Source organism: Amnibacterium endophyticum (genome assembly GCF_042680685.1).
Classification (GTDB): Bacteria; Actinomycetota; Actinomycetes; order Actinomycetales; family Microbacteriaceae; genus Amnibacterium; species Amnibacterium endophyticum.
Window position 1 is genome coordinate 24,299 of the sequence record NZ_JBHUEA010000005.1, and the last position, 22,612, is coordinate 46,910.

The 22,612-nt window shown below is 69.5% G+C and carries 16 protein-coding genes; 9 read left to right on the forward strand and 7 right to left on the reverse strand.

All coding sequences use genetic code 11. From position 1 onward, the window contains the following. Positions 1–22 precede the first annotated feature (22 nt). The 3 genes from ACFSBI_RS04665 to ACFSBI_RS04675 all read left to right on the forward strand — a co-directional run bounded on the left by ACFSBI_RS04665 (position 23) and on the right by ACFSBI_RS04675 (position 4,650). Entirely contained in the window at positions 23–1,138 is a 1,116-nt protein-coding gene (locus tag ACFSBI_RS04665; protein ID WP_377932529.1) for a phage baseplate protein, read from the forward strand. 136 nt (positions 1,139–1,274) lie between these two features. Continuing rightward, a complete protein-coding gene (locus tag ACFSBI_RS04670) occupies positions 1,275–3,149 on the forward strand; it encodes a CDP-glycerol glycerophosphotransferase family protein (RefSeq protein WP_377932531.1) in 1,875 nt (624 codons plus the stop codon). A 10-nt stretch (positions 3,150–3,159) separates the two neighbouring features. Then, positions 3,160–4,650, forward strand: coding sequence for an endonuclease/exonuclease/phosphatase family protein (locus tag ACFSBI_RS04675; RefSeq protein WP_377932533.1), 1,491 nt, complete (start codon positions 3,160–3,162; stop codon positions 4,648–4,650). A gap of 10 nt (positions 4,651–4,660) precedes the next feature. On the opposite strand, the gene ACFSBI_RS04680 is transcribed toward ACFSBI_RS04675, so the two are convergent. The 4 genes from ACFSBI_RS04680 to ACFSBI_RS04695 form a co-directional block, all read right to left on the reverse strand. Beyond that, positions 4,661–6,160 (reverse strand): polysaccharide pyruvyl transferase family protein, encoded by a 1,500-nt coding sequence (locus tag ACFSBI_RS04680; RefSeq protein WP_377932535.1) that lies wholly within the window; start codon positions 6,158–6,160, stop codon positions 4,661–4,663. Positions 6,161–6,259: 99 nt separating this feature from the next. Beyond that, on the reverse strand, positions 6,260–8,155 hold the full coding sequence (locus ACFSBI_RS04685) for a DUF4012 domain-containing protein (protein ID WP_377932537.1): 1,896 nt from the start codon (positions 8,153–8,155) through the stop codon (positions 6,260–6,262). A 10-nt stretch (positions 8,156–8,165) separates the two neighbouring features. Then, positions 8,166–10,049: a DUF4012 domain-containing protein gene (locus tag ACFSBI_RS04690; protein WP_377932539.1), complete on the reverse strand. Its 1,884-nt coding sequence runs from the start codon at positions 10,047–10,049 to the stop codon at positions 8,166–8,168. A gap of 155 nt (positions 10,050–10,204) precedes the next feature. Then, entirely contained in the window at positions 10,205–11,341 is a 1,137-nt protein-coding gene (locus ACFSBI_RS04695) for a glycosyltransferase (protein ID WP_377932541.1), read from the reverse strand. A 104-nt stretch (positions 11,342–11,445) separates the two neighbouring features. Here ACFSBI_RS04695 and ACFSBI_RS04700 point away from each other — a divergent pair, with 104 nt between their 5' ends. Then, a complete protein-coding gene (locus tag ACFSBI_RS04700) occupies positions 11,446–12,576 on the forward strand; it encodes a glycosyltransferase (protein ID WP_377932543.1) in 1,131 nt (376 codons plus the stop codon). A gap of 17 nt (positions 12,577–12,593) precedes the next feature. On the opposite strand, the gene ACFSBI_RS04705 is transcribed toward ACFSBI_RS04700, so the two are convergent. The 3 genes from ACFSBI_RS04705 to ACFSBI_RS04715 all read right to left on the reverse strand — a co-directional run bounded on the left by ACFSBI_RS04705 (position 12,594) and on the right by ACFSBI_RS04715 (position 17,233). Then, on the reverse strand, positions 12,594–14,144 hold the full coding sequence (locus tag ACFSBI_RS04705; RefSeq protein ID WP_377932545.1) for a lipid II flippase MurJ: 1,551 nt from the start codon (positions 14,142–14,144) through the stop codon (positions 12,594–12,596). Then, complete coding sequence (locus ACFSBI_RS04710) at positions 14,141–15,187, reverse strand: glycosyltransferase family 4 protein (protein WP_377932728.1); 1,047 nt, start codon at positions 15,185–15,187, stop codon at positions 14,141–14,143. Before ACFSBI_RS04710 ends, ACFSBI_RS04705 begins: the two co-directional genes overlap by 4 nt. A gap of 105 nt (positions 15,188–15,292) precedes the next feature. Beyond that, positions 15,293–17,233 (reverse strand): O-antigen ligase family protein, encoded by a 1,941-nt coding sequence (locus ACFSBI_RS04715; RefSeq protein ID WP_377932547.1) that lies wholly within the window; start codon positions 17,231–17,233, stop codon positions 15,293–15,295. Between the two features lie 126 nt (positions 17,234–17,359). On the opposite strand from ACFSBI_RS04715, the gene ACFSBI_RS04720 reads away from it, so the two are divergent. From ACFSBI_RS04720 to ACFSBI_RS04740, 5 genes are all read left to right on the forward strand, one after another. Then, a complete protein-coding gene (locus tag ACFSBI_RS04720) occupies positions 17,360–18,190 on the forward strand; it encodes a glycosyltransferase (protein WP_377932730.1) in 831 nt (276 codons plus the stop codon). Between the two features lie 119 nt (positions 18,191–18,309). Further along, positions 18,310–19,299, forward strand: a complete 990-nt coding sequence (locus tag ACFSBI_RS04725) for a glycosyltransferase family 2 protein (RefSeq protein WP_377932549.1) — start codon at positions 18,310–18,312, stop codon at positions 19,297–19,299. Then, positions 19,296–19,775, forward strand: a complete 480-nt coding sequence (locus tag ACFSBI_RS04730; RefSeq protein WP_377932551.1) for a GtrA family protein — start codon at positions 19,296–19,298, stop codon at positions 19,773–19,775. Before ACFSBI_RS04725 ends, ACFSBI_RS04730 begins: the two co-directional genes overlap by 4 nt. Beyond that, entirely contained in the window at positions 19,772–21,325 is a 1,554-nt protein-coding gene (locus tag ACFSBI_RS04735) for an ArnT family glycosyltransferase (RefSeq protein ID WP_377932553.1), read from the forward strand. The genes ACFSBI_RS04730 and ACFSBI_RS04735 overlap by 4 nt, the downstream gene beginning before the upstream one ends. Beyond that, positions 21,322–22,593, forward strand: coding sequence for a hypothetical protein (locus tag ACFSBI_RS04740; protein WP_377932555.1), 1,272 nt, complete (start codon positions 21,322–21,324; stop codon positions 22,591–22,593). Before ACFSBI_RS04735 ends, ACFSBI_RS04740 begins: the two co-directional genes overlap by 4 nt. Positions 22,594–22,612: the final 19 nt, after the last annotated feature.

Below are 22,612 nucleotides of genomic sequence, written 5' to 3' on the forward strand. Positions count from 1 at the left end.
CACGCCCCCTACGCTCGCTGGGATGGCGGACCTCTCGCGGCGCACGCTGCTGCTCGGCGGCGGTGCACTGCTGAGCGCCGCCGGCGCCGGGACGGCCGCGCTGCTGACGAAGCCGTGGAGCGCGCTCGCGGACCGATCCGCTGCACCGCCGATCACACGGCCGCCGATCCCGGTCGTGACGCCGGCTCCCGCGCGGACGGCCGCGCCGACCCCGACGGCTCCTGCGCTCGGCACGACCCTGCTGACCCAGCTCGGCCTGCCGGCGGGACTCGTGACGATCCCGCGGCTCGCGATCGGCGGCGTCATGCAGGACGTCGTCGCGGTGCCCGCCCAGGGCGTGTACTTCGTGACCCAGAAGATGTCCGGCTCGAACGGCTCGGAGCTGCCCTACGAGAGCACGGTGATCAATCGCGTCCGCAACGACGGGTCGCTGGTCGACGCCATGGTGCTCGTCGACGGCGGCCACGGCCTCGGGTTCGAGGCGGAGCCCGACGGCACCGGCACGTGGATCTGGATGACGTGGCACGGCGCGAACGCCGACAGCGGCGGCCGCGAGAACGACTTCGTGCGCCTGCGCTACACGCCCGGCACCTTCACGCGCGGGCAGGCGAACGCGCAGCTCGGCCTGACGCTCGTGCCCTTCCAGGACCACCCGGAGGCGGTCCACCACTTCGACTGGGCCCGCGACCTGGCCGTGGAGCGGCACTTCAACTGGCCGCAGCCCGGCCAGGCGGCGACCGAGACGTTCGTCCGCCGTCGGATCTCGGACCTGCGGAACGGCGTCGACGACCGCCTCGACGAGATCCTGCTGCGCGCCTCGCCGCCGACGACGCAGGGTTTCGCGACCGTGAACGACACCTTCTTCCGCTGGCTCGGCGCCGGGACCTCCGGCGGCGTCGCGAACCCCGCCGACCCGATCGTGCTGGAGCAGTACAGCTGGGCCACGGGCCAGCTCGTCGCCACGGGGTCCTACGCCGGTCTGTGGCAGCCGTGGGACGACGGCGTCGCGGAGCCGCAGGGCGCGAGCGTGCAGCGCGAGGCCGACGGCTCGGCCTCCCTGATCCTCGGCCTCACCACCGGCGCGGTGGGACGCCGCCGCTACCGGCTGTCGAAGCACGCGGGCATCGGCGCGGCCTGACGCACGACGGACGCGCACCATTCCGCCGCGTCCCCCGGATCGGGGTAGCGCCGCGGCGCGTCGCCGGTCCTCAAAGGACTTCTTTACCTACCGTTCATCTGCCGTCCCGCCGTGCGGGGTGGCGGAGAGGGGCGACATGCGGACGCTCGAGAACCATGAGCCGCGGCTCGACCACCGGGCGCGCCTCGGCGGCGGGAGCAGCCGCATCGACGCCGCAGCCGCGGCCGTCGCGGAGCAGGAGACCATGCGCTCCGGGCCGGAGCTCGACGAGGCCCGCACCGCGCCGATCGCCCTCGTGCGCCCCGCCGAGCAGCAGGTCACGCGTGCTGCGCCGGAGGCGCCGCCGCGGATCACCGTCCGGCACGTGCTCCGCTCCGGCGCGGTCGAGCAGGCGGGCACGGTGGTCGCCGTGGTGGGTCTGCTCACCGGGATCGCGACGGGCTCCGAGTGGAAGGCCTTCGCCCTCGCGTTCCTCGGGCTCGTGCTGCAGGTCGTGAACGTCGCCGCGCAGTCCTCCCTGCTGCGCGGCAAGGGTGCCGCCGGGCAGGGAGTGATCCCGCGGCTCGTCCTGCTCGCGGTCGTCCCGCTCTCGTGGGAGAGCGTGCCCAGCCTCATCGTCGCGGCGCTGGTCGCCGCCGCCGTGCTGAGCGAGCCGGTGATCGTCCGCGTGCTCCGCGTCACGGTCGGGCCCGCCGTCGGGCTGCCGGGCGTCGTGCCCGCGAGCGCCGTGCGCCCCGGACCGAAGCTGATCTGGTTCGTGAACACGCTCGTCTGCATCGCGGTGGCCGCCGGCGCCGACCTGACGGAGGACGTGGCGCCCGCTCACGCCGCGGTCGCGGCGCTGGCGGTGCTGGTCACGGGCGTCTCCGGGGTGCTCACCGGCCTCGCCTTCCGCGCGAGCCGCCGCAACCTCGCGCTGCTTCCCGACGCCGTCGCCGCCTACGCGCCCGTCTTCGCGCTGCACTGGGACGCCCCTCCCGGCACGGAGTACCAGGTGACGATGTGGCTGCCGTACCTGGAGCGCATCGGGGAGCGGTTCATCCTGATCGTCCGCAACCCGGCGGCGCTCGCAGGCATCGCGGCGCGGACGCGCGTGCCGGTCGTGCTGCGCCAGGACCCGCGCGACATCGACGCGGTCGTCCCGCCGTCGCTGCGCACCGTCTTCTACGTGAACAACGCCGCGCGCAACACGCACCTCGTGCGCTTCACCGGGCTGCTGCACGTGCAGCTGAACCACGGCGAGAGCGACAAGGCGCCGAGCTACAGCCCCGTGTTCCGCCTGTACGACAAGGACTTCGTGGCCGGCCAGGCGGCGATCGACCGGTTCGCGAAGAACGGCGTCCGCGTGCCGGACGGGCTGTTCACGATCGTCGGGCGCCCCCAGGTGGAGCACGTGCTGGTCGGCCGCTCGACGTCCGACCGGCCCACCGCGCTGTACGCGCCGACCTGGGGCGGGGCGAACGCCGACTCCGACTACTGCTCGCTGCCGATCGGGGTGCCGATCGTGCAGGCGATGCTCGACCGCGGGTACGAGGTCGTCTTCCGGCCGCACCCGTACACGCGCCGCAACCCGGAGCACGCGGCGATCGAGGACCGCATCCACGCCCTCCTCGCCGCCGACGCGCGCACCACCGGCCGGCGCCACCGCTTCGGCGCGGCCGCCACGGCCGAGTCGGACGTCGTCGACTGCTTCAACCGGGCGGACCTGCTCGTGTCGGACGTGTCGAGCGTCGTGCCGGACTTCCTCTACTCGGAGAAGCCGTTCGCGGTGGCGTCGATGCAGTGCGCGCCCGAGGAGTTCCCGGAGTCCTTCCCGATCGCCCGGGCGGCGTACGTGCTCGACCGCGAGGGCGAGAACATCGACGCGGTGCTCGACGCGATGACGGGCGACGACCCGCTGGCCGACGCGCGGTGCGACGCGAAGCGCTACTTCCTCGGGGACTTCCCGGCGGAGGGCTACGCCGACGCGTTCCTGCGCGAGGCCCGCCGCGCGGTCCTCGGCGCCGTCTGAGCCGGCTGCCGTGAGGTCCCGGTCGATGCGCGGCCTGCTCGCCGCGGCGGTCTGCGCGCTCGGGGTCACCGGGGCCCTGGTGGCGGGCGCGGTCGCGCCGGCGACCTCCGCCCCGCGGTACCCGGTCGCCATCACGAAGGTCGTCGCCCGGCCGCGCTCCGCTGCCGACCAGGTGGTGGTGGCCTGGCGCGGCGGCGGCCGGGCGAAGCGCGTCGCGGTCGTGGCCGGCTCGAAGCCGGGCCTCGGCTCGCACTTCTTCGCCTCCGCCTGGGCGCCGGCCGGGACGCGCACGCTGACCCTCACGGTGCCGAAGCGCTACCGCCCCTTCCTCGGCGCGGGGACCGGCAACCCGGTCTGGATCAAGGTGGTGCAGTCGAACGGGCCGTCGGCCGCGCGGGCGTCCTCGCCGATCTCGGTGCCGTCCCGCGCCTACCGGGCGACGGCCGCCGGCACCTGGTCCTTCGCGGGCGCGACCCCGCCCGTCGAGCCCGTCACCCGGCTGCGCGTCGGGGCGTACAACGTGCAGAGCATCGCCGCCACCCGCGACTTCTCGCCCGAGTTCCGCTGGCCGGCCCGGGCCCCGCGGGTCGCCCGCACGATCGAAGACGCGGAGCTCGACCTGCTGCTCACCTCCGAGCTGACGACGACGAAGACCGACTCGTGCGTCGACCACCCGAACAGCCGCAGCGACCCGCAGCCGTACCGCTGCCGCGACCACACCCAGCTCGGCGACCTCGCGCAGCGTCTCAACGGGCTCCGCCTCGTCGACCACGACGCCTACGACCGCGCCGCGGACCGGCGGCGGTCCGGCGGCGGCGCTGTCACGGTCGGCGAGCACATCTTCGTGAACCCCGACCGGCTGCGCGTGATCCGGCGCGGGTTCCTCTCCCCCGCCATGGCACCGGGCGACCGGTCCGTGCAGGGGGTGCAGGGGCTCGGCGTCGCCCGCTGGGCGGACAGCGGCAGCCCCGACCGCTGGCTCTCCTGGGCCGAACTGCAGACGACCGACGGCGCGAAGCGCACCTTCTTCGCCGTCGCCGCGCACTTCCCGACCGGGGGCGCGAAGCGGATCCGCGACGCCCGCGCACGGGAGTCCGCGGCGGTGCGCGCCGCGATCGACCGGCTGGCGGGTGACAAGCCGGTGGTGCTCGGCGGCGACCTGAACAGCGACGCGCTCGACACCCCGAAGGCCGTGAACCTCGACCTGGTGCGCCACGGCTGGTTCGACGCCGCCGCGGTGCCCGCCGCGAAGCGGAAGGGTGCACGCTACCCCACCGCGAACGCGAACGGGGCGACGGGCAAGGACTCCGGGTACGCGGCGCACGCCCAGAAGGCGAGCTCGATCGCGCGGCGGATCGACTACATCCTGCTGCGGAACTCGCCGCACGCGTACGCGTACCGCAACGTGCTGCGGCTCGACCGGCACGGCGACTTCGTCCGCAGCCACCAGGGATCGGACCACAACCTGCAGCTCGCGACGATCGGGATCGCCACGCGCTGACCGCGGGCGGTCAGCGGGTCGGCGGCGTCCGGCGCAGCAGCCGGGCCGCGGCCCGGCGGGCGCGGCGCAGGTCGACGCCGACGACCTCGAGCAGCCCAGGGGTCCGCGGCGGTGCGGGCCTCGGGGACGGCTTCGGCTTCGGCGCCGCCTTCACGTGGCCGTCGAAGGGCGGCTTCGCCGCGCCTGCGCGACGCCGCTCGTCCTCGGCAGCGCCCTGCCGCAGCCACGTGAGCCGGGACGCCACCTGGCGCCGGAACTCCGCGTCCGGTGCCATCAGCGTCGGGATCGGGCCGGGGAAGGCGCGTGAGCGCAGCTCCGTCTCCCAGGCGTCCGCGGCGCCGTCGTGCTTGAAGACGTGGTCGATGCCGTTCTTCTCGAGGAACGCCGTGTAGCGGGCGAAGCCCTCCGTCCGCGCGGCGTTGAACGACGCGTAGTCGGCCCCCGCCGCGAGGTCCGCCGCGTCGAGGTCGGGCGCCGCGTCCTCGAGCGGCATCGACGGCAGCCGGTGGTACTCGGCGAGCTCGGTCGTGCGCGAGTCGTGCGTGAGCAGCACGCCCGGCACCCCGTTCGCGAGCGCGGCGATCGTGCCGTGCAGGCGGGTGCCGAAGCCGAAGTCCTGCCGGCGCATGAAGTCGAACCAGGTGCTGGCGTCCACGAAGCAGCGCACGCGGTCCTGCTGGTACAGCGGGTGGTCCCAGTGGATCGGGGACCGCTCGTCGAGCACCAGCTTGCCCGTGCCCGTCGCCCTGCTGCGGTAGTACGGCACCGGCTGGCCGTAGAGCTGCAGCGCGTAGTCCGCGGCCTCCTGCGGCACGTACGTCAGGTTCGGGTACCGCTCCAGGTTCCGCATGAGGATCGGCCAGAACGGCTCCAGCTTCGGCGTCACGCTGAGGGCGACGGCGCTGCCGGCGTGGAGCGGCGCCGGGGCGGCGACGGGCTCCGGGTCGGCGTCGCGGAAGACGGAGGGGCAGCCGATGATGTCGACCTGGTCGTCGGCGAAGCCGAGGTCGCGCAGGTACTCCGCGGTGCGCTCGCCCCGCACGCCGATGGAGGCCGACCGCTCGAGGACGGCGGCGACGAACCGGCGCACGGCCGCGTTGACCTCGTCGCCGAAGTGCGCCGCGTCCGGCCGGTAGTCGTCGAACTGCGCGCCGATCCCCACGATCGTGACGGGGATCGTCAGCCGCTCGACCACCGTCGCGAGCGCGGTCAGCTGCGGCAGGAACTTCGGCTTGAAGGCGTTGGCCATCGGCAGCACGAGGGCGTCGAACTCGTCGTCGAGCCGTGCCGCGTAGCCGGGCGCCATGGCGGCGGGGCGCTCGGTGAGCATCGCGTTCGGCACGACCTCGACGCCCGGAGCGCTCAGCGCCTTGACGACCGAGTCGATGAAGAGGACGTTGCCGATGTTGCCGGCGAAGGTCCCGCCGCGGTCGAAGGCGAGGGCGGCCTCCGGGCGCAGGACGGTGAAGGGGTGCTTCCCGGCGCGGACGAGCACGCGTCGCGAGGTCATGAAGGGCTCCTGCCGGTGGGGTCGGCCGACGCTACGACGACGTGACCCCCGTTCGGGGGACATCGCGGGCGTGTCTCCCCTCGCACCGCGGTGAGGGCCTCAGCCGCAGCGCCGCTCCGCGATCGTCACCGGGACCTCGCGCACCCGCGGGGTGTGGCTGACGCCGACCGTCTTCGACGGGTCCGTGCCGCCGGAGAACGTCCCGCTCACCCGCACCGTCTCCGTCGCCGGGATGATGATGCTCACCGTGCCGACAGGGCGGCCGTACAGGACGCCCCGCACCGCGGGCCGGAAGTCGTCGACGCCGGTCGCGTCCGGGTTGGTGTTCAGACGGTGCTCGATGTCGGTGCCCCAGACGACCTTCTTCCCGTCGATGAACATGTCGACGAGCTTCGAGCCGACCGGGCCGTACAGCTGCACCCACTGCCGGTCGCCGCCGAACGGGATCCGCTTCTGGTGCGCGAGCACGAAGTCGCTCGTCCGCTTCGCCTGCGCCTTCGTGAGCGTGTTGGTGACGTCGGTCGTGACCGTCCACCGCGGCGTCGGCCGGCACGTGTCCGCGTCCACGCGGATCGTGTCGTCCATGTAGTAGCTCATCTTGCTCGTGGCGTCGTCGTTGTTGTAGACGCCGAGCACCGTCTTCGGGTCGTTCGTCGCGGGCAGCATGGTGCCGAGCGGGGAGTCCATCAGCAGCGTCTGCTCCGACTCCCGCACGCTCCACGCCTTCAGCCGCTGCTCGTCGAGCATCTGCGGCAGCTGGTCGAGGTAGGCCTGGATGCCGCCCTGCGCGTGCGTGACCGCGGAGAAGATCGAGGCCGCCGCGGAGGCGAACACCTGGTTCTGCACCTTCACGTTGGCGTACTTCGCGTAGACGCCGGAGAGCAGGTAGTCGACCGCGTTGTCGGCGGTGAGGACGTCCCCGCCCTTCAGCTCGATGGGGCCGGTCGCGCGCAGCAGGTAGGACAGCGCGACGGGGTCGAACGAGATCACGCCGTCGACCGGGGTCCCCGCCTGCCGCTGCCACATCGTGCGGACGAGCCGCGCGGTGGTCGGGAAGTCGGGGGTGAACGTCGTGTTCTGCACGTACGTCTCGACGTGCTGGCCGTAGATCTTCTGGAACTGCGCGCCGAAGGTGCGCACGGGCTCCGGGTACGGGCCCGGGAACTCGGAGGAGTTCAGCTGCTGGTCCAGCGTCAGGCGCCCCTTGTAGACCTTCAGCATCGCGATGACCGCGGGGTTGCCGCCGCTGGCGCGCTCCTCCGCGTTGTTCTGGAACATGAGCAGGTAGTAGCGCCGGCCGGTGCCGCCGAGGGCGGAGTACGCGATCGGCAGCACCTTCGTCACCTGCGCGCTGATCGGCTTCGCGGTCGCGAGCCCCTGCCGCAGCTGCACGACGCGGTCGGCGAGCGGGCCCGCGACGCCGTCCGTGTCGATCCGGTCCGCGTCGGCGCTGCCCGCGATCAGCGCCGCGTTCAGCGCCTTCATGGGCTCGGGCATCCGCTTCAGCGGCTCGATGTCGATGCCGCTCGAGGGCTTCAGGCTGTTGAGGCTGAGGCCCTCGGCGGCCATCGCGAGCGGCTTCGCGGCGACGACCAGGCCGTCGAGGACCTGCGAGGTCTCCCGCAGCGCACGGAGGTTCGGCCCGATGCCCGGCACACCTTCGGCCGCGCGCCACAGAGGATCCCCTGCTGCGCCGGCGGCGAAGTCGGTCCGCGCCTGCACCGATTCCTGCAGCGCCGTGCTGCTCGGGGTCTGCGAGGCGCTCAGCCGGTAGCGGAACTGCTCCAGCTGCCCCTGCGCCTGCTGCAGCGCGACGACCGTCGCGGCCGTTCGGCCCGCGACCCAGAGCGCGGAGCCGAGCACGAACACCACGCCCGCTGCGAGCGCGACCAGCCCGACGAGCCGCACGGGCCCGCGTCCGGGCGGCGCGTCGGCCACGAAGCGGCGCAGCCGGTCACGGACGTGACCGGCTGCGCGCACGACCTTCAGCGCCATCGACCTTCGCTCACGAGCAGGTGGCGTTCGTGATCTCGACCGGCACCTCGCGGACCTTCGGCGTGTGGCTGACCTCGACCGTCGACGAGTTGTCGGTGCCGCCGGAGAACACGGCCTTCACGGTCTTCGACTCCCCCGGTCCGATGTTCAGGCTGACCTGGCCGACCGGTCGGTCGTACAGCGTGCCCTTGACCGCGGGGCGCCGGTCGGCGATGCCGGTGGCGTCCCAGACCGTGTTCTCGTCGTACTTGAAGTTCGTGCCCCAAACGACCTTCTCGCCGTCGATGGTGACGCTGACCAGCTTCGCCCCGACCGGCCCGTACAGCTGCACCCACTGGCGGTCCCCGCCCGGCACGATGCGCGGCTGGTGCGCCTTGACGTACTCGGGCAGCGAGTACGCCTTCGCGGCCGGCAGCGTGTTGATCACCTTCGCGGAGACCGTGTACTTCGGCGTCGGCGAGCAGGTGTTCGTCTTCACCGACACCTGCTCGTCCATGAAGTACGACATCTTGCTCGTCGCATCGTCGTTGTTGTAGACGCCGAGCACGGTCTTGTCCGTGTTGTCCTCGGGCAGCATGTTGCCGAGCGGGCTGTCCATCAGCAGCTCCTGCTCGTCCTTCCGCGTGGACCACATCTTGAGCCGCTGCTCCGCCATCATCGGCTTCAGCTGGTCGAGGTACGCCTGCGGGCTACCGGCACCGCTCGTGACCGCGGAGAAGATCCCCTGGGCGGCCGACGCGAAGATCGCGTCCTGCACGTCGGGGTTCGTGTACTTCGCGTACACGTCGTAGAGCAGGTAGCTGACGGCGTTGTCCGACGTGATCGTCTCTCCGTCCGCCAGTTTGACGGGCCCGGTCGCCTTCATGAGGTACGAGAGCGCGACGGGGTCGAAGGAGATGACCCCGTCGACCTTGCCGGGGTAGACGCGCTGCCAGTACTTCCGCGCGGCCTTCGCCGTCGTCGGGAAGTCGGGCGTCATCGTGATGTTCGTCACGTAGGTCATCGCGTAGGTGCCGTAGAACTTGTAGAAGTCCTTGTTGAACGAGCCCTTCGGCGTGAGGATCGGCTCCTGGAGGCGCGGGAAGTTCCCCGAGTCGCCCTGCTGTCCGAGCTTCACCTTGCCGTCGTCCACGACGAGCATCGCCATCGAGGCCGGGTTGCCGCCGCTCGCGCGCTCCTCCGCGTTGTTCTGGAAGATCATGAGGTAGTGGCGCTTGCCCTCCCCGCCGAGGGCGGGGTAGAGGACGGGCATGATCTTGCGGAGCTCAGCGGTCACCGGCGCCGCCTCGCCGAGCGTCGACCGCAGCGACTCGATGGGCTGCTTCAGCTGCGGCAGCACGTCCTTCGTGTCGATCGCCGCGGCGCTCTTGTCCGCCGCCTGGATGGCGTCGTCGACGTCCCCGATCGCCGGCGTCAGCTTCTTCAGCGGCTGGATGTCGATGCCGCCGTCGTGCGGCTTCAGGCTCTCGACGCTGATGCCGTCCGCCGCCTCTGCCAGCGGACCGACGCCGTCGTGCACGAGCGCGTTCACCAGGTCCGCCGTCTGCCCGAACGCCTTCAGGTTCGGACCGAGCACCGGCAGCTTCTCGTAGAGCGACCACACGGGGTCGTCGACCTGCTGCGCCGCCTTCGTCGTGTTCGCCTGCAGCCCCCGGTACATCTCGGCGGTGCTCGGCGCGTTCGGCTGCCCGAGCGCACTCTTGAACGAGGTCAGCTGCCCCTGCGCGGCCTCGAGCGAGTCCTTCGCGATCAGCGCCCGGTTGCCGACGTAGAGGGTCAGCACCGCGGCGGCCACGACGCCGAGGATCAGGGCGACGGAGCCGCCGATGGCGATGCGACGGCGCACCCGCTGGGCGGGCGTCCGCTGCTTCTTGCGTCGGGGGTCCTTCGGCACGGTGGAACGGCGTCCCTTCGGGAGGAGGTCGTGTCAAGCGGGCTGGTGCACCTTATTCGAGGGGCGCGGCAGCGGCAGACCCTTGCTCGGAGCGTCGCGAAGAGACGCTCGAGTCATAGCTTCCGCTTACCCTGCACGCACGACGCAGATCGTTGTCAACCCGCTCCAGCCGCCACCTCGGCCTCGTATGCGTCACGCAGCCTCCGTGCCTGACGTTGCAGATCGAAGTGCTCGACTATGCGATCCCGCCCCCTCGCTCCCATGTCGGCTGCAACCACGTGAGACCCCAGCACCTGGACGAGCGCATCGGCGAGCGAGCCGGCGTCGCGTTCGCCGACCAACACCCCCGTGTCGTCGGTGACGGCCTCGCCGATACCGGCGTGGCGTGTCCCGACGACTGGGCGGCCCAGCGCTCCCGCCTCGAGCACCGCCTGCGGCAGCCCCTCCGTATCTCCGCTCCTCGCCGTGACGCTCGGAACCGCGACCACCGCAGCTCGGCGCATGAGCTCGAGCACCAACGCGTGCGGAAGTGCTCCGTGGAACGTCACGGCCTCCTTGAGTCCCGCCTCAGAGACCTGGCTCGTGAGCCTGCCGAGTAGCGGCCCGTCCCCGATCACGTCCAGCCGCAGGTCCGGGACCTTGAGGCGCGCTCGTCGGACTGCTTCGACGAGGTACTCGGTCCCCTTCTTCTCGACCAGACGCGCCACATGGACAACGCGCGGCTCGTCCGGCACCGGGGTCGGAAGTAGCAGCGTCGTGTCGACGCCGGTCGTGATCACCGGAGTGCGCTCCTCCGACGCCCCGAGTCCGATCGCGAGACGGCGCACGTGCTCGGACACGCAGACGAAGAGCGACGGGGACCGCAGCAGCCCCTCCCGCAGCAACGCGTAGCGTGCCCAGGACGGCGTCCGGGCGCGCAGCAACGCCTCGCGACTGTAAGAGACGTCGAACCCGTGAAGGGTGACGACGTGCGGGATCCCCGCCCGCTCGGCGGCGCGACGGGAGTACAGGCCCTCGACACCGAAGTGCGCGTGCAGCAGCTCCAGCCGCTCGTCCGCGATCACCGACTGAAGTGAACGGTTCGCGGCCACACCCGTGATGTAGGCGGCACGAGCCGGCGTCGAGTGCAGCGGCAACTGACGGGTCCGGATGCCGGGTACCGGATCTATGACCGAGTCTCGAGCGAGCACTATCGGACTACAGCGTTCCAGCGCTCGGACCTGGTCCGGGATGAAGCGTTCCGACGGCAAGTAGACGGTGTGACGCAGGACCCCGACGCGGAGTTCGCGCACGTCCGACCTCCCTCGAGCCGTCCGACACCGCAGGACAGAGGAGTCGGCTCGCCGCATACGCTAACCCAGGCGCTTCTTCCGCGCCGTTCGCAGAGGAGATGTGCGTGAGCCGCTCGACACCGGTCGTGATCTTGTCGACAGCCGACTTCGACAGCACCGTCTGGACCAACAAGCAGCACCTCGCGACACGCCTGGCCGAGCACCGAGAGGTGACCTACGTGGAGTCCTTCGGGCTCCGCCGTCCCACGTTGACGAGAGCTGACGCCGGGCGTATTGCTCGCCGACTCCTTCAATCGCAAGAGACTCCGACGGAGCGACGCCAGGTCGAGCACCGTCCTGAGGTCGTGTCGCCGGTCGTCGTCCCGTTTCACGGATCGCACATCATTCGACGACTCAATCGGCAGCTCGTGGACCGGCTGGTCGTGCCACGTCTACCGCGCGAGTACATCCTCTGGTCTTTCAGCCCGCTCACCTACGGTCTTGAAGACGGCGCGAACTCGTTCGTCTACCACTCGGTCGATCTCATTCACCATCAGCCGCACATGCCCTCACGCAGCATCGTCACCGCCGAGCGGCGCGCAGTCCGCCGAGCAGATGTCGTAATCGCCAGCAGCACCGGCGTGAGGAATCACCTGCTGGAGATCGGCGCGCCAGCCGTGCGCCTGTGGGAGAACGTCGCGGATACCCGACTCTTCGCGGCGCCGCAGCCACGCAGACGACCTCGGGCGGTCTTCGCAGGCCATCTGACACCGACCAAGATCGATATTGCCGCGCTCCGCTCGGTCGTCGACGCGGAGGTCGACCTCGTGGTGTGCGGGCCCCTACCCGAGGACGGGACGTCGCTGCCCGATGACATCCGCGCGCTGCTCGAGCATCCTCGTACCGAGTACCTCGGCAACCTGCCTCCTGAGCGTCTCGCGGAGGTGTTCTCCGAGTGTGTGGTGGGCTTAATCCCGTACCTCACCAACCCGTACACGAGCGGCGTCTTTCCTCTCAAGGTCTACGAGTACCTGGCTGCCGGCCTGTCCATCGTGACGACGCCGCTCGGCAGCCTTGACGGAACAGATCCCGCACTTCTAGTGCGGAGCGGTTCGGTGGGCTTTGGCGCGGCCGCGGCTTCGGCGATCGAGGAATTCGAGGAGGCCGAGGCGATGGAACGGCGCGCTCTCGCAGCGTCGCACTCTTGGGAGTCACGCACCGAGCAGGCGCTCGCGGTCCTCAACGATCTCTGTTGACCGCGAGGAACTCGAACTCAGCGCCGCACGACCTCGCGCTGCTCGCCACAGGTGCGCTCCTCAGTCGGGGTACGCGAGCGAGAACGGCGAAACAGAGCGATCACCTCGGCGATGACCCCGCGGTACGTCCGGGCGACGGCCAGCGTGAGGGCCCACGCCAGAGCGATGACGACCAGCTGCAGGACCACCGGTAGGCCGGGAACCACGAGCACACCAACGCTGACGCCGACCGCCGGCAGGGCCACGACGGCGAGCCGCAGCAGCAGCCTGTGCAGGTGCAGGAGGCGTGCCGCCACGACCGTGAGCACGAGCCCGTAGACGGTGACACCGAGGCCGATGAACACCGGCGCGTGGAGCATAAGCGCGAGACTTTGCACCCCGACCTCGGCGGCCAGTCCGCTGACGGTGATCACCAGCACGGCGCGGTTCCGACGACGTGCGGTGAGCGCCCGCGTGAGGGCATAACCGACGATCTGCACCGCGATCCCGCAGAACAGGCCGAATGCGACCTGGGAGGTGAGCAGCGCGGCCTCCTGCCCGAAGTTTCCGCGTCCGTACACGACTCTCACGATTGTTCCGGTCAACGGCAGGACTACGAATGTCAGGGGCAGCCCGATGACCACCACGGAGGACAGGATGCGGCTGCTCGCCCGCTTAAAACCCTCCTCGTCGAGCGTGGCCATCTGCGTGAGCCCGACGAAGCCGAGCGGCACCGACACCAGCGTGACCAGCGAGTCGCTGAGCGTCTGCGCGTAGTCGACGGAGGCGATTAGGGCGTCAGGACCGTGCGAAGCGATGATCCTCTGCACCACGGCCGCGATCTGAATGCCCGCAGGAATGACTGCCAGCGGCAGGACCGCCCACAGGTTCCGCAAGACGACCCGCAACGCAGCCGGCAGGCCCCTCGCGTCGAGCCGGCCGAGCAGGTCGAAGCGGACCAGCAGGACAACGCACCAGGTCGCGTAGATCAGCCAAGCGAGAACGAAGCCGGAAGCGAGCCACACGGGCTGGCGGAGGGTGACGGCCAGCATCGTGCCAATCAGCAGCCCAGCAGTCTGCAGGGTCGATCGCAGTGATGTCGCGGTGTACTTGCCCGTCGTTGCGAGCGCGTAGCCCGCAATGCTGGCCACGCCGAAGAGCGGAATACACCAGGCGAGGACCCCTAGGAAGTCGGCGCCGAGTGCCTGAATCTGCAGCGAGGCACCCGGAATCAGGAGGCTCATGGCGTCGCGTCGGAGCGTAAAGACCAGCAGAGCGACGCCGGTCATCGCCCCGCCGTACCCGAGCAGGTAGCCCCAGATCAGCCGCCTGGCACCCAGCGGATCCGCGGCGCGGGTCTCAGCGTACGCGGGCACGAAGGCGGAGGAGAGGACGTCCCCGGTAACCAGATTGGCCGATACGAGCACGCTCGATTGCGCGCTCTTGAATCCCGACGCAATCGGCCCTGAGCCGAATGCCGCGGCGAACACGACCTCTCGAGCCAGCCCTGCGACCTTGCCGATGAGACTGCCGATGAAGAGGACGACGAAACCCCGGAAGAAGTGGCTCCGGTCCTGCGACGCCTTCACCGAGCTGCCTGCTTCCGACGAAGTCGCTCGAAGTACTTGATGTACGAGGCCGCGCACTCCTCGATGCGGAACGCCGGTTCCGGAGCCGGCACAGGCTGCGACAACACCTCGTCCACCGCGGCGCCCAGATCCTCAGCAGTCGCTCTCGCCGTTTTCACGAGGCCATGACCGGCGGGGATGGACTGCGCAGCCTGCTCGCTGACGACAAGACGGCGTCCGAGGACGAGCGCCTCGAGCGCGACGAGAGGCAGCCCCTCGCGTCGCCGGGACGGGACGACCACGACGTCCGCGGTCGTCATCAGCGCACCGACCTCGTCACGGCTGACGCTCCCAAGGAACTCGACCCGGTGTTCGAGATCGAGCTGCCCTGCCAGCGCGCGCAGTCCCTGCTCCTCGGGTCCGTCTCCGGCGACGGAGACGCGCCACGCCCGAGCCTGTGCAGCGCGCAGCAACAGGTCAACCCCCTTCTCCCGCTTAAGTCGGCCGACGAAGACGACATGCTCCGTATCGCCGTGTGCGCGTTCCACCCCCGGTTCGATGAAGCTCGGCACGCCGTTGACAATCACTTGGACGTCTCTCGGCCGCACAGGACGCGGGACGGACTGCAGATCCGACGCGACACCTCGTCCTATCGCGACGAGCCCGTCGTAACGTCGGTAGGTCCGGAGATCCGACGCGAGGTTGATGCAGTTCTTGGCGACACCGGCGAGCCCTCGTGCCGTCGGGCCGGCGAGCTTCGTGCGGATCTCCGCGAGCGCCGTTCCGTGCGCTTGCATCACGACTGGCGTGCGGCCGGCGTGTCCCGCCAAGGAGGCGGCACCTGAGCTGACCCCGAGGATCACGTCGTGATCCTCGGGCCGGACAGTCTGACGCACACGACGTCGCCACCCCGCCGAGTAATGCCCGCTGCGACCAGGGAGGGCTCGTATCACGACGTCGGACCGCTCGAAGTGGGCTCCCGACGGAGGTGGGGTCGTGTAGCAGACGACGTCGTGCCCGCCCTCCGTCCAACTATTCATCAGGTCCTCTGTGAGCCGCTCCATGCCGCCGCCGCCGTGCGCCGGGAGCGCACGCGTGATGACCGCGATCCTCACTGCAGCCTCTGCCTCGCTCGGAAATCGATCGCACGACTCCGAACTTGATCCGTCTCAATCACCGACGAGCTCCACCCGAGCTCGATCGGAGACAGGTCTCTCGACCGACAGCCTCCGGGTCACTAGGGACGATCGATCGAGACGGCCCGGACGGCGCTCGAGGAGCAGGGCGATCGCGACTGCGGTGATGGCGATGAGGCGCGGTCCGCCGTAGACGCCGGTATTGTCCGCCAGGCCGTGCAGCAGGACCCAGCCGAACGCGATCACGCCGAGAATTCGAGACGCTGCGGCGTCAGGAGAGCCGCCCCGTCGATGGGAGACCGCGGTGCGAACGATCGCGGCGAGCAGCAGCAGGACGACGAAGAGGGACAGCGCACCCGTGTCGGACCAGACCTGCAGCGGCCAATTATGAGGCGGGAAGGCAGGGTTCAGGTCCCCGGCCGGGGCCAGGGGGCCGTACTGTCCGGCCCAGCCCCCGAACCCGAACCCACCGTAGGGATGCTGCTGCGCAAGCCGCAGCCCGATCCTCCAGATGTCGAACCTCGTGCCGATGGCGTCCATCGAACGCACCGCCAGGTCCGGCTGAAGCGGTGCCGCTGCGGGGACGAGGACGAGCGGCGGCTCCGCAGCAGGCTCCGAAGCAGGCTTCGGATCTAGAGCGACTGACGGCTCGGTCGGCGGTACCGACACTTCGGCTGCGGGAGACGCGCTCTGCACCGCGGAGGTCTGCTGCGCGACGCCCGGAGCGACCACGAGCACTGCGACGAAGACAGCGAGCGCACCACTCAGCAGCAGACCGAGCGCGACGACGGCCCGGCGACGCAGCCGGACCACGATGACGAGGGCGAGCACACCGATCGCGAGCACGGACAGGTAGAGACCACTCTTCGAGCCGGTCGCGAGCACGGCGGCGAGATCGAGGCCGAGGACGCTGCCCGCAGCGGCTCGCCCGACACCGCGCTGCCGTAGCGCGAGCAGTGCCGCCAGGGCGCCCCCAGCGCCGCTGAACAGACTCGCCGCGTTCGCGTTGACGAAGAAGAGTCCGCCGGACTTCGCCTTGTCCAGCACGTTGTTGCGATCGGTCGTGAAGAACCCGTCGGCCAGGCCGTGCCCGTTCAGCAGGCCGAAAAGCGCCGAGTGGAAGTACTGGTCCTCGAGCGAGGGAACGAATCGGAAAATCAGGATGCTGACCGCTGAGACGCCGAGGAGCGCCGTGAAGACGGCCAGCGGCAGCGTCGTGCGTCGTTGCCGGATCACCACGACCGCCAGTGCGGTGGTCACCCCGAGACCGAAGAGTTGCGCACAGAGCGCGAGTCCAGCCTCGCGGTCGGGGCTCCACGCGAGAGCCGCGACCGACAGCAGGAGGTAGGCGGAGAACAGCCCTGCGACGAGCCGCAGCCGCGGCAGCTGCCCGCGTGCGCGAACGAGCGCGACGACCGCCGCGAGCTGCCACACAGTTGCAAACGAGACTGCGAACGCATCTGTCGCGAACACCTGTAGCACGTCGAGCGCCAGCGTCGCGGTAAGCACCGCTGCCGGGCTCAGCCGCCAGCACGCGACCACTGCTGCCGCGCCGAAGACGGCGAGCCGGATGAGGTCGGCCGTCACGGACGACGATCCCCGCAGGTCGCAAAGGCACGCATGGCCACACCATAAGAACGGGTCACCCCCGAATAGGGCACCGCGCCGGAGCGTCGCGGATTCAGCCGGAGCGCGACACGGAGTCGGCGAGTGGTCGGCGCGGCGAGCACATGACAACGTGGGCGCATGAGCGTCGCCGTCTGCCACCTCGCCCGGGACATCCGACGAACGGGCGGAGGCGAGGTCGTCCGTCAGCTCGCGAAGCAGATGCACGACCTGGGCTCTGAGGTCTGCATCGTCACTGATACTCCAAAGGAGGAACTCACCGACCTTCCTGATGGCATCCGCGTCATCTCCACACCCCTCGGCGGGCGGCTGCTCGCCTGGCGTCCGCGGATCCGCCTCGGTTGGCACGCGCGTCACGCTCTGCAGATCGCTGTATTCACGGCGGCAGGGTCATGGACCGGTCGACGTCTGCAGCGCTCGGGGTGGTCAGTGATAAATCACAACTGCGAGGGTCTAGTGGGCAGCGTGATCGTGATGCACAACGTCTTCTCCGCGGAGCTGCGCAGGCGACGCCTCAGCCGCCTGCGTCTGCTGCTCGCGCTCGCGAACCCGACTCGCGCGATGCGGGTGCTGAAGGAGCACATCCTCGCAGCACCGATCGGCCGGCGCACATTCGTCGCCGTGTCCTCACAGGCCGTCCCCGAGGTCGAGGAGCTCACGCGAGGACGGCATCATGTAGCGGCGATTCCGAATGCGATCGATCTTGATCGCTTCCATCCCGCTGGCGAAGAGGACCGCCGTGAGGCGCGGATGTCTTTCAAGGTGCAGGACGGGACGCGCGCAGTCGGCTTCATCGGTCACGAGTTCAAACGCAAAGGCCTTCCAGAGCTCATTCTGGGCTTCGCTCTGCTACCCGCAGACTTCGAGCTCTTCGTCGCTGGAGGAGAATCCCAGAACATCGATGCGTTCCAGCACCTTGTGGACGAGGCCGGCGTGAGCTCGCGTGTCCACTTTCTGGGCACTGTCGAGGACACCCCGGCCTTCCTCCGCGCCATGGACGTCTTCTGCCTGCCGAGCCACTATGAGGGAACGCCCATGGTCGCCCTTGAAGCGCTGGCGACAGGGCTGCCGGCGGTCCTCAGTGAACACTGCCCCGTAGACGAGTTGCTCAACGTGGGAGTGAACGGCTTCGCCTGTCGGGTAGACCCGAGGGACATCGCCGATCAGCTGCTCGCCGCAAACTCGCTCGGAACGGATCCGCAGGCGATTCGGAGCACGGTGCAGGACAGGACCTGGCGTGCCGCGGCCGTCTCTTACCTTGAGCTGCTCGATGGAACGCCGGCGGCCACCACAGCGGTGCACTGAGCACGGCCGGATCGCTCGACACGCCGCCCCCGAACGAGGCACCCGCCCTCGCCGCTCATATGGTCTCCGCGTCCCCGACAGGGGCACGGAATCACATGATCCGAAAGCAGGGACGCCGAGTGTTCACCAAGAAGCGCATCGCCTTCGTCCTCCCGATCTTCAACGAGGCGACCAACATCCTGCCGCTGTATGAAGAACTCGTCGCAGTGACCTCTCGAATCACCTCGGGCTACGACTTTGAATTCATCTTCGTAGACGACGGCAGTTCCGATCACTCGTTGAGCACGCTCCTCGAGCTGCGAGCGAAGGACGATCGGGCGACCGTGCTCTCGTTCTCGCGCAACTTCGGGCACCAGCTCGCCGTCACGGCGGGCCTCGACGCCGCGGAGGCGGACGCCGTGATCATCATGGACACCGACCTGCAGGACCCGCCTCGCGTCGCGATCGAACTCATCGAGCGCTGGGAGCTGGGCGCCGACGTCGTGTACGCCCAGCGCCGGTCCCGCAAGGACACCTTTTTCAAGCGCTTCACGGCGCACTCCTTCTACTGGGCGCTCGCTCGGCTCGCCTCGATCGAGATCCCGCGCAACACGGGCGACTTCCGTCTGCTCGACCGCAAGGTCGTGGAGGAGCTGCGGAAGTACCGCGAGCACGACCGATTCCTCCGGGGGCTCGTGAGCCACGTCGGATTCCAGCAGGAGGCGGTGCTCTTCGACCGCGATGCCAGGTTCTCCGGCTCGACAGGGTATCCGCTGAAGAAGATGGTGCGCTTCGCGCTCGACGGGATCTTCGGCTTCTCGACCGTGCCACTGCAGCTGATCAGCCGCTTCGGCGCCTTGACGTCCGCCGTCGCAGCGCTCGGCGTCGTGTACGTGCTGGCGCAGCGCCTGCTAGCACCCGCGACCACCGTTCCCGGCTGGGCCTTCGTGATGGTCTCCGTGTTCTTCATCGGCGGCGTGCAGATGCTCATGCTCGGCGTGCTCGGCAACTACGTGGGCCGGATCTACGTTGAATCACAGAACCGTCCGCTCTACACGGTGTCGGTGACGGCGCGCGGGCAGCTGGCTTCCGCACCCAAGGGCGCCGAGCACGTCCTCGTCGCTTCGTGACCGCCCTCGACGCCTCCTTGCGCGGGCTCGCGCAGCCGGCGCGGTTCGCCGCAGTGGGAGTGATCAACACCGGCATTGACGTCGGCATCTACCTCCTTCTCAGCGCTTTCGGGACACCCGTGGTGCTGGCGAACCTCGTCTCAACGTGCTGCGGCCTCGCCTTCAGTTTCGCCGCGAACCGCGGCTTCACCTTTAGCGACCGGGTGTCGTCGGCGCCCCGCAAGCAGGCCGTCCTGTTCCTCCTCGTCACCGGCGTCGGACTGTGGTGCGTGCAGCCTCTCGTCCTGCTCGCCTTCGCGGCTCCTGCGGAGCGCGCCCTGAGCGGGTCCGACCTGATGGCGACCGTAGTACCGAAGCTGGCGGCGGTGCTCGTCGGGCTCGTGTGGAACTACCTCTGGTACTCGAGATTCGTCTTCCGCTCGCGCGTCGCAATGACGACCGGGCAGACCGGCGTCATGTCGCGGGACGACGCATGACGGGCTTCTCGGAGCCGATCTCGGTCCGTGCTCGTCCGGGAGCAGCAGCAGGACGCGGCCTGCTCTTCGCCGAGATCACTCGCATCCCTTGGGTGCGCTCGATCGCATTCGCGGCTGCGAGCGGAGGTCTTCTCCTTCTCACCGCCCACACGCTGCTCAGCGGGATCGCGACGCAAAATCTGCATGACTGGGACGAGTCGCGACACGCGGTGAGCGCCTACGAGATGTCCCAGCGCGGCGACCTACTAGTTAACACCTGGCGCGGGTCGCCGGACTACTGGAACCTCAAACCGCCCCTGAGCTTCTGGGCCATCATGGCTGGCTACCAGGTGTTCGGCTTCACGCCCCTCGGATTGCGTGCCCCGTCGGCCGCGTTCACCTTCGGCACAGGACTGCTGATCTGGGCTTGGACGACACGACGCTTCGGTCGAGCCGCCGGCGTCATCGCCCTGGCCGCCTTTTCCTCCTGCAACCTGCTCCTCAACTTGCACTCCGGACGCACCGGCGACCCCGACGCACTCTTCATCCTCGCGATGACGGCGGGGGTCGTCGCCGGGATCGAGGCACGATCGAGGCCGCGGATGCTCGTCGTCGCTGTCATCGCCTTCAGCCTCGCTTTCCTCACGAAGTCCTGGCACGCAGGACTTCTCTTGGTCTTCATCGCGCTTCTGGCCTTCACTCCGGGGCTGCGGGGACGGCTGCGGGGTGCATCTCTCCTGCCAGCATCGCTCGGCCTCCTCCCCGTCCTCGTCTGGGCGGGCCTGCGCTTCCGATTCGACGGTCTGCGGTTCTTCGACGGCATGGTGCAGTACGACCTGCTCAACCGCGGCAGCAACGCGATCGAGGGCCACACCGGGGACGGGTGGTACTACCTGACACTCTGGTTTGAGCAGTGGGGCCCGTGGCTCGCGGTCGGGTCGGCGACCGTCTGCGTCGTCCTGAGTCGATCGACGCGGGTGAGCCCGCATCTGACCCACTGGTCGGATCGGCGCCTCACAATCCTGGCGCTTGCGCTCTGGCCGGCGCTCGTGCTGTTGGCCTTCTCGCTCGCCGGTACGAAGCTCGGGTGGTACGCGACGCCTGGTCTGCCACTGGTCTGCGCCCTCACGGGCTGCTCCGCCGCGTCCTCGTTCAAGGGATCGAGCGCGCTCCGTCCGGTTCTCGTCCTCGCGCTCCTCCTCGCCTTCGTGCAGAGCCAACAGCTCATAGCCGGACTTCGCCACGATGAGCCGGCCGTCGCGGCGCAGGTCGCGCTGACGAAGGTGCCGGACGACGGGCGCCTCCATCCGGTGTTCCTCGACCCCGACGCAGCCTCATGGACGCAGAGCATGGTCGCCACCGCCGAGATGAGCGGGGGGCTCGCACCCCGGGACGGCGGGCTGCAGGCTTTTGAAGCTGCCGCTTCCTCGTCGACCCTGCCTTTGATGTTGATCCGTCGGGGCTCGTCGACCGACAAGGCGGTAGACGAGCAGCCGCTGCGCTTCCGCCGGATCGTCCAGCAGGACGACCTCTATCTGGTTCGCCTCAATCCGAAGGAGACCCTGCCATGACGGTGTCGTCGACGAGCCGATCCGCAGGGGCGCCGCTCGAACTCCTCGCACCTCGAGTTCGCAAACTTCTCAGGAGCTGCACGCGCGAGCAGCTCGCCGAGGGCGCACTGTGGCTCGCCATCCTGGGCGCCTGCATCGGGGTGAGGTTCGCACTGCTCGGGACCGTCAGCATCGACATGAGCGCCTTCTTGGTGCACTGGTTCGACTACCTGCGCACGCACGGATTCGCGGGGCTCGGCGACGAGTTCGCCGACTACAACGTGCCCTACCTCTACCTCCTCTACGTTGGCACCAATACGCCGGCGTCCGCGTTGCATTGGGTCAAGCTCCTCGGAGGGTTGAGCGACGTGGCCCTCGCCGCCGGCGCTGCGATGCTCGCCATCCGCGCCGGCCGGACGCCGCGATTCGCAGCCGCCTTTGCGGCCGTGATGCTGCTGCTGCCCGAGGTGTTGACGAACTCGGCCGTGTGGGGGCAGGCCGACTCGCTTTACACGGCGATGATCGTGTGGGCGGCATGGGCTGCTTCGACGAGACGAGCCACCCTCGCCTGGGTACTCTACGTCTTGGCACTGTCCTTCAAGCTGCAGGCACTGTTCGTCCTGCCTGTGATGCTCCTGCTCTTCGTAAAGGACCGGCATCCTTGGAAAGCCCCGCTGATCGGCGTCGCGAGCGGGCTCCTCACATTCGTCCCAGCACTCATCGCCGGCCGGTCGGTCGAGTCACTGCTGAACATCTACACGAAGCAGGCGGGCGAGTATCCGCAGTTGACGCTCAATGCGCCGACGCTCTACGCCCTGCTGCCCGAAGTGTGGACCAACTTCTTTCGGTCCTCAGGCGTGCTCTTCGCGCTCGGCCTCGTCGCACTATTGTGCGTCGCCGTGCTCCGCCTAACGGGGGCGAGATCGTTCGACTTGAGGGACGTCCTGCAGTTGAGTTGCGCGTGCGCGCTGCTCATGACATACAGCCTGCCCAGTATGCACGAACGCTACTTCTTCATCGGCAACTGCCTGGCGGCGATCTGCGCGCTGACGGATCGGCGATACATCCCACTTGCCGGGGCGCTTCAGGTCACCGCACTTCTCTCGTACAGCTTTTTCCTCTTCCGACAAGGAGTGCTACCGCTCCCTCTCCTGGCTCTGATGCAAGCCGTCCTCGTCGGCTGCGCGCTCTGGATCCCGCTCGCACGCATGGCCCGGCAACGGGGAGCGCTGTTGAATGCGACCGGCAACGACCTGCTCCTGGCCCCCGGGACTAGGACAAGGGGCTGATTAGGCAGAGGCCGCGGGG